The sequence below is a fragment of the Dyadobacter luteus genome (genome assembly GCF_003383615.1).
Taxonomy (GTDB): domain Bacteria; phylum Bacteroidota; class Bacteroidia; order Cytophagales; family Spirosomataceae; genus Dyadobacter; species Dyadobacter luteus.
On record NZ_QNUL01000017.1, the window covers coordinates 55,732 to 71,172 of the forward strand.

A 15,441-nucleotide genomic window follows, 5' to 3' on the forward strand; every position below is an offset into this window, starting at 1 on the left:
GGGCTGCTGATTTGATGTAACCAAAAAATGAGTGACCTGCATACAGGTGAATTTTTCGGTTAATATGTAAGTGTTAAACTTTGTAAAGATCAAACGAAGATTTTTATTGTTAACAATAAGAACATAAATGTACAAAAAACCGTTAAACTGGTGTCGGAGCGGTGAGGATATATCAATAATTAGTATATTCACCCTTCCTACTCTGAATTGCTAATAGTCACTGAGATATAGAACCATATGATTCGTGCCAGACTTTTACTTATTTCATTAGCCCTGATCGCTGTGTCAATGGATTTGTACGCTCAGCGCAAACCAAAAATTGAAGATAACGAAGACGCTTACAAAACCTTCACTTCTGCCGGACTTACGACCAATACAAATTCAGGAATACTGGGTGGGTTTGTTTTCAGGCAATCCTCTGCTTTGTCATCTAAAATGTTCGGAAAAAACCAGTATCGTTATCTGGCCGTGGAATTGGTTAATGTAAAACATCCGAAAGAACTTGCGGAGCAAAACTTTTCGACCGGTTCCAGATTTGTATACGGCAAGCGAAACTACCTCTTTTCCCTGAGACCTGAATATGGCCGGGAAATCACACTTTTCAACAGGCATGAAGACGAAGGTATTTCTATCAGTGCCCTTCTTGCAGCAGGACCAACCTTGGGTCTCGAAAAGGCCTACATGGTACAGTTCCGGAATTCTGACGGGCGTGTAGAGTATCGTCCAATTGATGCATCTAAAGCTAATCCTTATGAAAATGCTGTAGGTGGCGGCAACTTTTTCCAGGGCTTCGGGCACATTAAGGTAGTACCTGGTGTTCACGTGAAGGCAGCAGTTACTTTTGAACTGAGTGCATTCCGCGAAAGTGTAACAGGAGTAGAGATCGGTTTTTTGGGTGAAGCCTTTACGCGTAAACCTGAGATAATGCTATTTGCAGATAACAAAAGCTTTTTCACATCAGGGTATCTTACGCTGTATTTTGGAAGCAAAAAGAAATAATTTGAAGTACCTAACCGACGTAGACTAATAACCTGTCGTCAGTATTTATATAACCATGATTGAATTACCAGTTATTCCTTCGGAACGTAAAAAAAGACCCGACTGGCTGAGAGTGAAGCTTCCGGCAGGACCTGAGTTCCGGAAAGTCCGCCAGCTGGTGGATAATTACAAACTACATACAATATGCGAAAGTGGCAGCTGCCCTAACATGGGTGAATGCTGGGGTGCCGGGACTGCCACATTTATGATATTAGGCAATGTGTGTACGCGCAGTTGTAGTTTCTGTGCAGTAGCAACGGGGCGCCCTAATGAATATGATGCAGATGAACCACGCCGTGTTGCAGAAGCGATTAAGCTTATGCAGGTGAAACATGCTGTACTGACTTCCGTAAACAGAGATGAATTAAAGGACCGCGGAGCGGAGATATGGTATCAAACTGTAGTACAGGTAAAAGAAAATACTCCTGAGACAACCATCGAAACTTTAATTCCCGACGTGAAAAACAATTGGGATGCTTTGATCCGTATGATTGAAGGAGGCCAGGAGGTTGTTTCTCACAACATGGAAACTGTGGAACGCCTGTACAGAGCAGTACGTCCGCAAGCAAAATATGCGAGAAGTCTTGAACAGATCAAACGTACTAAAGAATACGGACAGCGCACCAAATCCGGTATCATGCTCGGACTTGGGGAAACACAGGATGAAGTATACAAAGCCATGGATGATCTGGTAGAAAACGGGCTGGATATCCTTACTCTGGGACAATATCTGCAACCGACAAAAATGCACCACGAAGTAATCGAGTGGATTACACCTGAAATGTTCGATAACTACCGTGAAGAAGGTCTCAGACGCGGACTTAAATATGTTGAGTCAGGGCCGCTGGTAAGATCCAGCTACCACGCTGAAAGACACGTAAATGTGCCTATCTGATCAATGAAATTTATAGATATAAAGCCTTGCCTCTACACCGAAGCAAGGCTTTATGTTTTAGCGATTTATCCGACTGCTCAATTTTAAAGATCACACTGATAACTTTTCCAAATATAAAATTTGGTTAATTTCTTAAAAAAATTCAATTTTACACCTCAAACTGTTTGAATGCCCAAGCGGCACTTGGCAGCTTATAACATCTTAAAAATTCAATTTTTATGCCATATTTATTTACCTCGGAGTCTGTTTCCGAAGGACATCCCGATAAAATTGCAGATCAGATATCAGATGCTTTAATTGACAATTTTCTTGCCTGGGATACTGATAGTAAAGTTGCTTGCGAAACGCTTGTAACAACAGGACAAGTTGTGTTGGCTGGTGAAGTAAAGACAAATACTTATCTGGATGTACAAAAAATCACACGCGAGGTAATTAAGAAAATTGGTTACACGAAAAGTGAATATATGTTTGAAGCCAATTCATGTGGCATTCTTTCGGCTATTCATGATCAGAGTGAAGATATAAACCAGGGTGTAGACCGCGCAGCCGCAGGACAATCTTTCGAAGACAAAGCCAACGCACAGGGTGCCGGTGACCAGGGAATGATGTTCGGATACGCAACCCGCGAAACCGAAAACTATATGCCACTTGCTTTGGATCTTGCACACAAGATTCTTCAGGAAATGTCATATATCCGAAACAATGAACCTCAACTGATCTCATACCTTCGTCCTGATGCAAAATCTCAGGTTACAATTGAATACAGCGACGACAATGTGCCTTTGCGTATTGATACGATCGTAGTTTCAACTCAACATGACGATTTCGATTCAGAAGAAAAAATGCTTGCTAAAATCAAAGAGGATGTGATCAACATTGTAATCCCTCGTGTTAAAGCAAAGCTTTCAGCTGAAATTCAGGCATTGTTTACAGATGATATTACCCACCACATCAACCCAACGGGCAAGTTCGTAATCGGTGGACCACACGGTGATACAGGTCTTACAGGCCGTAAGATCATCGTAGATACCTACGGTGGAAAAGGTGCTCACGGTGGCGGTGCGTTCTCAGGTAAAGATCCTTCCAAAGTAGACAGATCTGCTGCTTATGCAACACGTCATATTGCTAAAAACATGGTTGCTTCGGGGCTTTGCGACGAAGTACTTGTTCAGGTTTCTTACGCGATTGGTGTTGCCAAGCCTTGCGGTCTTTATGTAAACACTTACGGAACAGCAAAAGTATCTGACCATGACGGTGCTATTGCCGAAAAAATCGGTGAAATTTTCGACATGCGTCCATATGCAATCGAACAAAGATTGAAACTACGTAATCCTATCTATTCTGAAACTGCTGCTTATGGCCACATGGGACGTAAGAATGAGATTGTTAAAAAGTCTTTCAGAGCAGCTAACGGAGAAGAAAAGGAAGTAGAGGTAGAATTGTTTACCTGGGAAAAACTTGATTTCGCAGATCAGATCAAAGCGAAGTTCAGCTTGTAAGAATTACAGGATATATCTTAATATTGAAGAAGGCTGGCATCCGTCAGCCTTCTTTTTTTATGGCTTTTCCCAGATTTGCATAATATTATTGGGAATTAGTGGCAAATTATAAAATTAGTTTTTAGCTGGATTGAATTAATATATACTTTTAGCTAATAAATTGAAGCATGTACCGTTCCCTAAAGGTTGAAAGGAGAAAATCTTCTTACTGGCTTCTTAAATTTGCCGCCTCTTATGCAGTATCAGAAGATTAAATTTTCAAATAAGGACAAGTCAGTCTTTTTCCCCGTTCTGCGCCAAAGAATTGACCATCATTTTTCCTCTAACAATATCTGTAAATCAGGTGGAAAAGGGATTAAGTACAAAGCTTTATTTATGCTAAGTCTTTATCTGATTCCATACGCCCTAATCCTGTCCGGAAATTTTTCTAATATGATTAATCTGGCGCTTGCAGTCATCATGGGACTAGGCGTAGCAGGAGTTGGTATGTCTGTGATGCACGATGCCATTCATGGTTCTCTGGCGACTTCAAAACTTTGGAACAAATTTTTCGGAGCATCTATTTACCTGCTGGGTGGTAATGCGTACAATTGGGAAGTACAACATAACAGGCTTCACCATACCTACACCAACATTCACGAGGTAGATGAAGATATTACAGGAAAGTTCCTCCTGCGTTTATCGTTTCAGGAAAAGTACAAATCAATCCACCGCTTTCAGCACATCTACGCTTTCTTTTTGTACAGCCTGATGACCATATCGTTTCTATGGAAAGACTTTAAGGAGATTTCCTTATTTAATAAAATGGCTGAATCGGGAATGACTAAGCCTTTTCCAAAGAAAGAACTGGCTACACTCATCATCAGCAAGATAGGTTATGTAATTTTTATATTGGCAATACCTATGTATTTCCTGCCTATCAGTTTCGGACAATGGCTTCTTGGGTTTCTGGCCATGCATTTCACGTCAGGAATTATTCTAAGTACCGTTTTCCAGATGGCGCACGTGGTGGAAGGAGTACATCAGCCGGAACCTGACGAAACAGGCTGTGTAGAAAATGCCTGGGCTGTACACCAGCTTCAGACTACGTCTAATTTCGCTGGAAAAAGCAAACTTTTATCATGGTACATCGGCGGATTGGATTACCAGATTGAACATCATTTGTTTCCATCAATTTCGCACGTGCACTATCATGCTATCTCTCCGATAGTGCGAGCTACAGCACTGGAGTTTGGTTATGATTACAATGCCAAAAAGAATTTCATTACGGCGCTAGGCTCACACATCCGTATGCTGCGCAGCATGGGTTATCCATTTCCGCCAGCTGTATTTGCACAACAACCGGAAGAGGTATCGGTTCCTGCTTAACAAAAGCGCCAGGAAACTCAAAAACAATATACATCTGTATAGCAAAAGAAAGTGAGACAGGCCTACTCAGCCATCTCACTTTCTTTTGCTATACGGTCAATCATCTTCATGTTCTCATAGTCCTTCTCTCTGGAAAGGAATGTATAAATTGCCGGTATTACATAAAGGGTAAGTACCAGCGAGAACAGCAGTCCACCCATAATTACAATTCCCATCGACATCCGGCTTCGTCCTGCCGAGCCCAATGCCATCGCGATAGGCAGCGCTCCTAAAACCGTTGCCAAACTTGTCATTAATATGGGACGAAAACGTAAGGTGGCTGCTTCCAGAGCAGCTTCTTTAATACCAAGCCCTTTTTCTCTGAGCTGATTGGCGAATTCCACGATCAGAATTCCATTTTTGGTCACCAATCCAATCAGCATAATCATACCGATCTGGCTGAAAATATTGAGGGTCTGATCGAAAAACCATAATGAGAATACGGCACCACCAATGGCAAGCGGAACTGTAATCATAATAATGAAAGGATCAATGAAACTTTCAAACTGCGCCGCAAGGATGAAATAAATCAGGATCAGAGCCAGGAAGAAAGAGAACATGGTATTGGATGAACTTTCCGCATAATCTCTCGACGAACCGCTCAGCGCAGTCTGTATGGATTCATCCTTCAGCTTATCACGGATTTTGTCCATCGCAGCGATTCCATCGCCGATCGTCTTCCCGGGAGCAAGTGCTGCCTGTACCGTGGCACTCATGTAACGATTGAAGTGAAATAATTGCGGAGGACTACTCTCCTCCTCAGCTTTCACAATATTATCCAGCTGAACCATACTACCACTGCTTGTTCTCACAAACATGCTTTTCAAATCCAGTGGCTCATCCCTGTTCATTCTGTCATACTGACCTATCACCTGATACTGCCGGCCATTCATGGTAAAATACCCGAACCGCTGTCCGGCAAATGCCAGCTGCATAGTTTGCGCTACATCCTGAACGGATACGCCTAAAGATTTGGCTTTTTCACGATCAATAGAAATTTCCAGTTCCGGTTTACTGAATTTGAGATTCACATCCGTGATGGAGAAAGTGGGATCATTGGAAACCTCTTCCATAAACTTTGGCAGGTATTCGCGAAGCTTCTCAAAATCGGGAGCCTGGATCACGTATTGTATCGGTAACCCACCTCTCGAATCCACAGAAATGGTTTGCTGCTGTACTACAAACGACTTGGCATCAGGCATTTGTTTCAATTTGGCATTGACATAATCTGCAATTTCCTGTTGTGTTTCCTTTCGGTTCGTCTTATCTACCAATGCAATACGTCCACTTCCTGTATTGGCTGCACCCAGCCCTGAATTCCCCGGAGACGTAATCAGCATCAAACCTTTTCTTCCGGGCATAGAATCCATCAGCATATTACCCACCTGCTGTACGTAACGGTCCGTAAACTCAAACGATGAACCTTCAGGAGCCGTCATATTGATCCTGAACCAATTTCTGTCATCCAGCGGTGCAAGTTCTGACTGTAGACCTTTGCCAAAAAAGTAAATCATTCCAAGAGTGAGACCTACCAACGGAATAGCGACCCATCTCATTTGCAGGAACTTAGCCAGCGCATTTCCATAATTTTCAGTAATACGCTCGAAAAATGGCTCGGTCTTTTCATAGAACCAGCTTTTCTTGTGATCCTTACGAACCAGATAAGCGTTCAGCATCGGTGTCAATGTGAGCGATACGAAAGCAGAAATCAATACAGCTGCTGAGATCACGATACCGAATTCTCGGAACAGCTTCCCCACAAAGCCCTGCATAAATATCACCGGAAGAAATACCGACGCCAGTGTAATAGAAGTTGAAATCACCGCGAAAATAATTTCGTTCGCACCTTTGATCGCCGCTTCTACCGGCTTCATTCCTTCTTCGATTTTCTTGAAGATATTTTCCGTCACCACAATACCATCATCTACCACCAACCCCGTTGCAAGAACAATGGCCAGCAGCGTAAGTACATTGATGGAAAAACCCATGATGTACATGACGAAGAATGTCCCGATCAGCGAAACGGGAATATCAATAAGGGGACGGAAAGCAATGAGCCAGTCTCTGAAAAACAGATAAATAATCAATACAACCAGTACGATCGCAATCAACAGCGTCTCTCCTACCTCTTCAATAGATCGTTCTACAAAAATGGTGTTGTCAATCAGCGTGTCCAGTTCATAATCCTTTGGCAGTTCCTTTTTGATATCCGCCATCCGTTTATTTACCTCTTCCGCAATATTGATATAATTAGCCCCCGGCATTGGCGATATCGCCAGACCGATCATCGGAATATTGTTCAATCTCAAAATGGTCTCCTCATTTTCCGGACCAAGTTGGGCAAAACCGATATCACGTAGGTGGATGGTTTGGGTAGAGGAATTTTTAACGATCATATCATTAAAATCCTCAACAGTACGGAAGCGCCCGATTGTTTTTACCGTAAGTTCGGTATTGTCACCAGCCAACTTCCCGCTCGGCAGTTCCACATTTTCTTTATCCAGGGCAGATTTCACATCCTGTGTCGTAATACCCAGGGAAGCCATTTTGATAGGATCCATCCATATCCGCATGGAATATTTCTTCTGACCAAAAATGCGGATTTCGCTCACTCCTTCAATCGTCTGCAGGCGTTGGGCAATGACATTTTCGGCATAATCACTCACTTCCAGGTGCGACCGCGTGTCACTCTTGAAAGTCAATACAATAATAGGTTCCGAATTGGCATCTGCCTTCGCCACCACAGGCGGACCGTCTATATCCAATGGCAATGTTCTGGAAGCTGAACCCACTTTGTCACGCACATCATTGGCAGCGCGTTCCATATCCACACCTATATCGAATTCTACGGTGATCTGGCTCGTTCCCTGACTGCTCGTAGAACTGATCGACTTGATCCCTTCGATACTATTCAGCTGTTTTTCGAGTGGTTCAGTAATTTGCGATTCAATAATATCGGCATTCGCTCCCGTATAGCTTGTACGGATAGAAACTACCGGCGGGTCAATAGAAGGGAACTCCCTCATCCCGAGATAGGTATACCCTAAAAAGCCAAACAGAATGATGAGCAGGTTCATCACAATGGCTAAAACAGGGCGTTTGATAGAAATAGTTGAAATACTCATTTTTGAGAAGTTAGAGTAGTTAAGGAGTTATAGAAGTTAGGGGGCAGCAACTGGCGCATTGACCCGAACTGCCGCATCCGGCTTCAGTGCAATAATCCCTGATACAATCAGGGAATCGCCGGGCTGAAGGCCTTCTACCACCTGAATTTTCTTATCCGTACGTACTCCTGTTTTTACCATCGCCTCCACCGCTTTTCCATTTTTAACTACAAATACCTTTTTTCCTTTCAAAACCGGCACAATTGCTTCCGTCGGAATCATCATCGCTGTATTGTTCGCATCCAGATTCGCCATGACCTTTACAAACATACCCGGCACAAATCTTCCCTGGGGATTAGGAGCAGTCGCTCTGATTTTCAGCGTTCTCAGGTTTTCGTCTACCTTCGGGTCAATCGCAATCACTTTGGCATTGTAAGTAGAAGGATCGTTGTCCAGATAAAACCGCACCACATTGCCATTTCTGATGTTGGGAGAATACTTTTCAGGAACCGCAAAATCGATTTTCACAGGATTGCTCTGAATGATACTCGCGATAGGTGTTCCCGGTGCCACGTAGGCTCCGACACTGATATTCTTCAGACCTATACGCCCGCTGAAAGGTGCTCTGATCTCAGTCTTTTCCAATTGTGAAGCCACTATTTCTTTGTCGGCATCAAGCACCCTGATATTGTTATTGGTAATATCATATTCTTCCAGATTAATCGCCTCTACTTTCAACAGTTTCTTTTGTCGCTCTTCCACCTTTCTGGCCAGATCCTGATTGTAATCTATTCGCTGCAATTGCGCTTTCAGTTCTCTGTCATTAATTTTAGCAATGAGTTGCCCCTTCTGTACATAAGCCCCCTCCTGAATTTCGAGCTTTACCAACCGGCCTGCAATTTCAGCCATCAGGTTCACTTCTTCATTGGGAAGCACTGTGCCGGAAGCAAACACCTGATTTTCCAGCGCTTCTCGTCCTATCACATATACATCCACAGGTATTCCTGCCTTTCCACTACCACCTCCCGACTTTACCGGAGCTCCATCAGCTTTGCCATTTTCCTCCTTCGGAAATACATAAAGCTTACCAATCACCAATGCGATGATAATCGCCCCGATCAATAATATTGTACGCATAAAGAGTGTAAACTAAATTCTGTTCAATTAGTATTTGTATAAATTATATTTCCAAAAAGTGCTATTTAAAGATAGACCTTATCAGTCAAAGCGGCAATGGGTTCCTTTTTTACTTTTAGTAATTATTAATTTCTGTTTAAGAATCACTTACCTGGGCATTGCCTTACTCTCAAAACCAGGAATAGGATGTATTTATTTTTACTATATTTCAACCATTTCCCTTCCGGATTACTCATACAGACTAACACATACCTGATCATCTGCAACACATGAAACAAAGACCGCCTTATACCAGCCTTTTGATTTTCTTTCTGCTTTACATTTTATCTAACCATATAAATGCCCAAAACTTGGCTACTACATATCATTCACAATGGAAGCAGGTTGAAGATCATTTGAGCAAAGGTCTTCCCGGCTCGGCTCTGGAAGAAGTGAAAAAGATATATCAGGCGGCAAAAAAGGAAAATGACCAGGTGCAGATGATCAAAGCAACTGTGTATATGGCCAACCTGCAAAATGAAAACCGCGAGAATAATGCGGTGTTATCCATTGCTGAGCTGGAAAAAGAAATAAAGGAAAGTAAGGAACCGGCGAAATCCATCCTGAACAGCCTGCTGGCCACTTCCTATTACCAATATTTTCAAAACAACCGTTGGCAACTTTACCAGCGCACCCAGACAATTGATTTTAAGAAAGACGACATCACGACATGGGGAATAGATGATTTTCATACTAAAATCAGCAAGTTATATATTCAATCCCTTAGAGATGAGAAGCTTTTGCAGCAGACCAAATTGGAAAATTATGATGCAATAATCACAAAGGGGAATGTCAGGAAACTACGACCAACACTTTTTGACCTGCTCGCCTTCAAAGCACTGGAGTACTTTTCTTCCAACGAAAGGGACATTAAAAAGCCGGCCTATTCTTATGAAATCAACACTGCATCAGCATTTGATCCTGCTGCCGACTTTATCCATCGTCAATTTGAAACGAGGGATACTGCATCTCTGGAATACAAAGCCCTGCTCATTTACCAAAAATTACTCGCTTTTCATGCCAATGACAAGGAGCCGGATGCATTGATTGATGCTGATATCGAAAGATTACAATTTGTGAAGAGAAAGTCTGTTCATCCGGACACCGATCAGTTGTACTATATATCCGTGAATCATCTGGCAGAACAGTATGCCTCAACGCCAGCTGCGGCACAAGCCTGGTATCTGACAGGCCTGTGGCATGAAGAAAAAGGAAGAAAATACGATGCACATACGGATACGACCAATCGCCTTGAAAGAATTAAAGCGAGCGCGATATTTGAAAAAATTTTAAAACAAAATCCGGATACGGAAGGAGGCACCAAAGCATTCAATATGCTGAACATCATCCGTGCGAAGAGCTTTCAGTTTCAGGTTGAAAATGTAAATGTACCGGACGCTCCCTTTCGTGCCCTGGTAAATTACACCAATGTCGATCAGCTTTATTTCAGGTTAGTTAAAGCCACCGATAAATTAAAAACAGAACTACAGAACGATCGGAATAATACTTTCCGCTCTTCGTTGGCTGGTGCTCCTTCTGTCCGCAGCTGGAAACAGGCGTTACCGGATACCAAAGACCATCAGAAACATGAGGTAGAAGTAAAAGTAGATGCCTTGCCTGTTGGCGAATACTTTCTGGTGGCGTCCACATCAGAAAACTTCAGCGACAGCAAATCGGCAATGGGTTCCATGCTGTTCAATGTATCCAACATCAGCTATATGAGCCGGGGCAATGATTTCTTTGTACTGGACCGTACCAGCGGGCAGCCTTTGACGGGAGCTCAGGTACAGGTTTGGAATCAGATTTACAATAACAAAACTTACAGATATACCTATCAGAAAGGAGATGCCTTTACGACGGATAAAAATGGTTTTTTCAAAAGAGAAGATGCACCAAACAAAAAGGGAAATCAAAATTTCCGTCTTGAAATCAGTTATAAAAAAGACAGGCTTTTCGACGACAACCTGATTCATCAATATTATGGTTACGGTCCTGTCGAACAACCTGATGAGGCGCGTTTTTTTGTTTTTACAGACAGAAGTATTTACCGTCCCGGGCAAACCGTTCACTACAAAGGCATTGCAGCCGGAAAAGATCAGGTAATTGCCAATGAAGAATTCAGCGTTGTTCTTCAGAATGCCAACAGAGAAGAAGTTTCAGAAGTATCGGCGACAACCAATGAGTATGGTACATTTTCTGGTAAATTTCAGTTACCGCAGGGCGTTCTAAATGGTGAATTTACTATCGTTGTAGATGACGATCAGGAGTTCCGTTTCCGGGTAGAAGAATACAAACGCCCCAAATTTTATGTTGATTATGAACCTGTAAAGACGACCTATCAGGTCAATGACAGCGTAAGGATCAATGGAAATGCAAACGCTTATGCAGGAAATACGATCAGTGGAGCAACTGTCAGCTACCGTGTAGTCCGCACTCCGCGCTTTATGTATCCCTGGTTTATGAAGCGGGGCTATTTCCCCCGGCAAACTCCGATGGAAATCAGCCACGGAAAAACGGTTACTGATGTTAATGGAAAATTCAGTATTACATTCCCTGCCATTCCTGATTTGACGATTGATAAAAAACTGGATCCGATTTTTAATTACACTGTTTACGCAGATGTAACAGACTCCAACGGGGAAACCCGAAGTGCGGAGAAATCGGTTTCTGTCAGCTACAAATCTATTTTACTGCAAATGAATTTGCCGTCGACACTTCCGGCCGACAGTCTGAAAACGCTTGATATCAAACCTGAAAATACCAATGGCGAATTCGTTCCTGCGTATGTGTCGGTCAAAATTAACAAACTCAAAGCGGAGCAGCGTTTGATCCGCCGTCGTTACTGGAGTCGTCCGGATCAGTTTGTGATGACCAAAGCGGAGTATATCAAAAACTTTCCATTTGATGAATATGATAATGAAACCGATGCAACTACATGGTTGAAAGAAAAAATTGCTTTCGAAAAAAGTGACTCCATTACCGCCGGAAAGAAGTTCAGCATCAATAACAAACTGACTCCTGGTTTCTATCAGATTGAGATACAGACTAAGGATAAAGACGGGGAAGAAGTAAAACTCTTAACCAACATCGAACTCACCGATCCGGGCAGTAAACAACTCTCCGACACCAAATACCTGTGGACAGAAGGAAGTAAGCCAATTGAACCCGGACAAAAAACTACTGTGAAACTGGGTACATCGGCAGACAATCTTTTTATTGTACACGGCCTAACCAAAATCTCAACTGAGCAAAACACTGATTATTCATTTTTGAAGCTTAATAAAGAAAAACGCAGCTTTGACTTTACAGCAACAGAAGAGGACCGCGGCGGCTACGGATTAACATACATGTTTGTAAAGCACAATCGATTTTACGAATTCAATGATAAAATTAATGTCCCGTGGACGAATAAAGATCTTAAAATTGAATACACTACTTTCCGGGACAAGACGCTTCCGGGCAGCGATGAGAAATGGAAGGTTAAAATAAGCGGATATAAAAAGGATAAGGTCGCTGCTGAGATGCTAGCGAGTATGTACGACGCTTCCCTGGATCAGTTTTACGCGCATAATTGGGTAAAACCAAACGTATGGTCCATATATAACAACCACCAGTTCTGGAGCTCAAATGAAAATTTTGGGTTTGGAAATGCAAATGTGTTTAGCGCGCAGGGCACAAAATATAAAACTTATGACAAAATATATGACCAGCTTATAGAGCCTGCCAATACAGGTACCAATATCCGGCTTAGTGGTGTGAACAGAATGGCAAAAGGTTCGGTACTGCAAGCAGCGCCAGCGCCAGCCGGATTCGCAAGAGATGAGTCAGTTGTAAATACAGTATTGTGGGTTGAACCAGAAGCACAGAGCAAGATTGCTGAAATAGCAATAAAGGATGAAGAAGCTCCGGAAACAGATCAGCCGGATGCATCCGTTTCTATCAAAACACCACAGATTCGAAAGAACTTTAATGAAACGGCATTTTGGTTACCAGATTTGCATACCAACGAAGCGGGAGAAATAGAGTTTTCGTTCACTCTTCCGGAAGCACTAACGCGCTGGAAGTTTCAGGCTCTGACACACACCAAAGACCTCGCATTCGGGTATAGCAGTAAAGAGATTGTTACACAAAAAGACCTGATGGTGCAACCCAATGCACCGAGGTTTTTACGCGAAGGGGATCAAATAGAATTCAGCTCTAAAATTGCCAACCTGACGGACAAAGCTTTGACCGGAACAGTTACCTTCCAGTTGTTTGACACGGAAACCGATTCACCGATTGACGATTTATTTGGCAACACGGTAAAAAGTTTACCATTTACGGCGCAGCCTAAGCAGAGTACCGCGGTACAATTTCCTGTCTCAGTTCCAAAGAATTTCACTCAAACAGTAACCTGGCGAATTACTGCAAAAGCAGGTTCTGTATCGGATGGCGAAGAAAATGTACTACCTGTTTTGCCCAACAGAATGCTGGTTACAGAAAGTTTGCCACTTACTGTGCGCGGTACAGAAAGTAAATCATTCAAATTTGAAAAGCTTATCAATTCCGGCAAATCGGCTACTTTGACCCAACATGCTCTGACCATAGAATATACCAGCAATCCCGTATGGTATGCGGTACAGGCATTGCCTTATCTGATGGAATATCCATATGACTGTTCGGAACAAACCTGGAACCGCTATTATGCCAACGCGCTTGCAGCTCATATTGCCAATAGCTCACCAAAGATTGCGAAAGTGTTTGAAAACTGGCGAACTGCTGACACCACGGCACTATTGAGCAATCTGCAGAAGAATGAGGAGTTGAAATCCGTATTACTGGAGGAAACGCCCTGGGTTTTGGAAGGGAAATCAGAATCGGAACAAAAACGAAATATTGCCTTACTTTTTGACCTGATCAGAATGGGGAAAGAAATGAGCCTGAATCTTGAAAAAGTAAAGCAAATGCAAAGTGCAAATGGTGGTTTTGTGTGGTTCAAAGGCGGACCGGATGATCGTTATATGACACAGTATATCGTGTCAGGAATAGGTCATTTACATAAACTGAAGGCCATAAACAAGGATCAGTCAGCTGTTTTGAAACAGCTATTGGACAAAGCTATACCCTATCTGGATCTAAAAATCAAGAATGATTATGATGAGCTGATTCGGACTAAAGCGAATACAAAGGATTATATGCCGGGCGCCGTTGCAGTTCAATATCTGTACATGCGTAGCTTCTTCCCAGATTACAAAATTGCTGAAACATCGCGGAAAGCGGTCGATTTTTTTACCGAACGTTCACGAACAACCTGGACCAAGCAGAATAAATACATGCAGGGAATGATTGCGCTTGCCTCACACCGCGCGAAGGACAATGCTACGCCAAAGGCAATTTTAAAATCACTTGGTGAAACAGCAGTTCGTAATGAGGAGTTGGGTATGTACTGGAAAAGTACGCAAAGCTGGTGGTGGCATGAAAATCCGGTTGAACGTCAGGCGCTGTTGATCGAAGCCTTTCAGGAAGCAGGTAATGATACAAAAACGGTGGATGATTTAAGAACGTGGCTTTTGAAAAACAAGCAGACCAATCGTTGGGAGAGTACAAAAGCAACTGCCGAAGCTTGTTATGCCTTGTTGTTACAAGGTACGGTGTGGCTTTCCGTTAGCCCGGAAGTTACCATACAGCTTGGAGAAACAACTATCAAATCGTCTGACGAAAAACAGCAGGCGGGAACCGGCTATTTCAAAAAAACAATACAGCAGGAAGATGTAAAGCCTGACATGGGGAATATTAAAGTAAACCTTTCAAAGGCTGACAATGGGAAAGTAACCACCAGCTGGGGCGCGGTTTATTGGCAGTATTTTGAAGATCTGGATAAAATCACCTTTGCTGAAACACCGCTTAAAATTGAGAAAAAGTTATTTATTGAGAAAAATTCAGATACAGGCCCGGTATTGACCCCGATTGAAAATAACACCGTCTTACGCGTAGGAGACAAAATCAAGGTGAGGATTGTACTTCGGGTGGACAGAGAAATGGAATATGTTCATATGAAAGACATGCGGGCATCATCATTAGAGCCTGTAAATGTACTTAGTGGATATAAATGGCAGGGCGGACTTGGCTATTATGAAAGCACCAAAGATGCAGCCACAAATTTCTTTTTCAACTCATTACAGAAGGGAACTTATGTATTCGAATATCCACTATTTATAACTCATGAAGGAAATTTCAGCAACGGTATCACAACCATCCAGTGTATGTACGCACCTGAATTCACAGCGCACAGCGAGGGAGTGAGGATTGAGGTGAAGTAATTCATCCTCATTCTTTATGCAAA

At 42.6% G+C, this 15,441-nt stretch carries 7 protein-coding genes; 5 read left to right on the plus strand and 2 right to left on the minus strand.

Going from position 1 to position 15,441, the window contains the following annotated elements; translation table 11 throughout:
• The first annotated feature begins 237 nt into the window (after nucleotides 1-237).
• The 4 genes from DSL64_RS18890 to DSL64_RS18905 all read left to right on the plus strand — a co-directional run bounded on the left by DSL64_RS18890 (nucleotide 238) and on the right by DSL64_RS18905 (nucleotide 4,800).
• Nucleotides 238-999, plus strand: coding sequence for a hypothetical protein (locus tag DSL64_RS18890; RefSeq protein WP_115832485.1), 762 nt, complete (start codon nucleotides 238-240; stop codon nucleotides 997-999).
• Nucleotides 1,000-1,054: 55 nt separating this feature from the next.
• Nucleotides 1,055-1,933 carry a lipoyl synthase gene (gene lipA, locus DSL64_RS18895; RefSeq protein ID WP_115832486.1) on the plus strand — a complete coding sequence of 293 codons (879 nt, stop codon included), beginning with the start codon at nucleotides 1,055-1,057 and terminating at the stop codon, nucleotides 1,931-1,933.
• A 218-nt stretch (nucleotides 1,934-2,151) separates the two neighbouring features.
• Nucleotides 2,152-3,432, plus strand: coding sequence for a methionine adenosyltransferase (gene metK, locus DSL64_RS18900; protein WP_115832487.1), 1,281 nt, complete (start codon nucleotides 2,152-2,154; stop codon nucleotides 3,430-3,432).
• A 375-nt stretch (nucleotides 3,433-3,807) separates the two neighbouring features.
• Nucleotides 3,808-4,800 carry a fatty acid desaturase family protein gene (locus DSL64_RS18905; protein ID WP_229217144.1) on the plus strand — a complete coding sequence of 331 codons (993 nt, stop codon included), beginning with the start codon at nucleotides 3,808-3,810 and terminating at the stop codon, nucleotides 4,798-4,800.
• Between the two features lie 62 nt (nucleotides 4,801-4,862).
• On the opposite strand, the gene DSL64_RS18910 is transcribed toward DSL64_RS18905, so the two are convergent.
• On the minus strand, nucleotides 4,863-7,964 hold the full coding sequence (locus tag DSL64_RS18910) for an efflux RND transporter permease subunit (protein WP_115832488.1): 3,102 nt from the start codon (nucleotides 7,962-7,964) through the stop codon (nucleotides 4,863-4,865).
• Between the two features lie 36 nt (nucleotides 7,965-8,000).
• Complete coding sequence (locus tag DSL64_RS18915) at nucleotides 8,001-9,080, minus strand: efflux RND transporter periplasmic adaptor subunit (RefSeq protein WP_115832489.1); 1,080 nt, start codon at nucleotides 9,078-9,080, stop codon at nucleotides 8,001-8,003.
• Nucleotides 9,081-9,430: 350 nt separating this feature from the next.
• Between DSL64_RS18915 and DSL64_RS18920 the strand changes: the two genes are divergently transcribed.
• A complete protein-coding gene (locus DSL64_RS18920; RefSeq protein ID WP_158547947.1) occupies nucleotides 9,431-15,418 on the plus strand; it encodes an alpha-2-macroglobulin family protein in 5,988 nt (1,995 codons plus the stop codon).
• Nucleotides 15,419-15,441 lie beyond the last annotated feature (23 nt).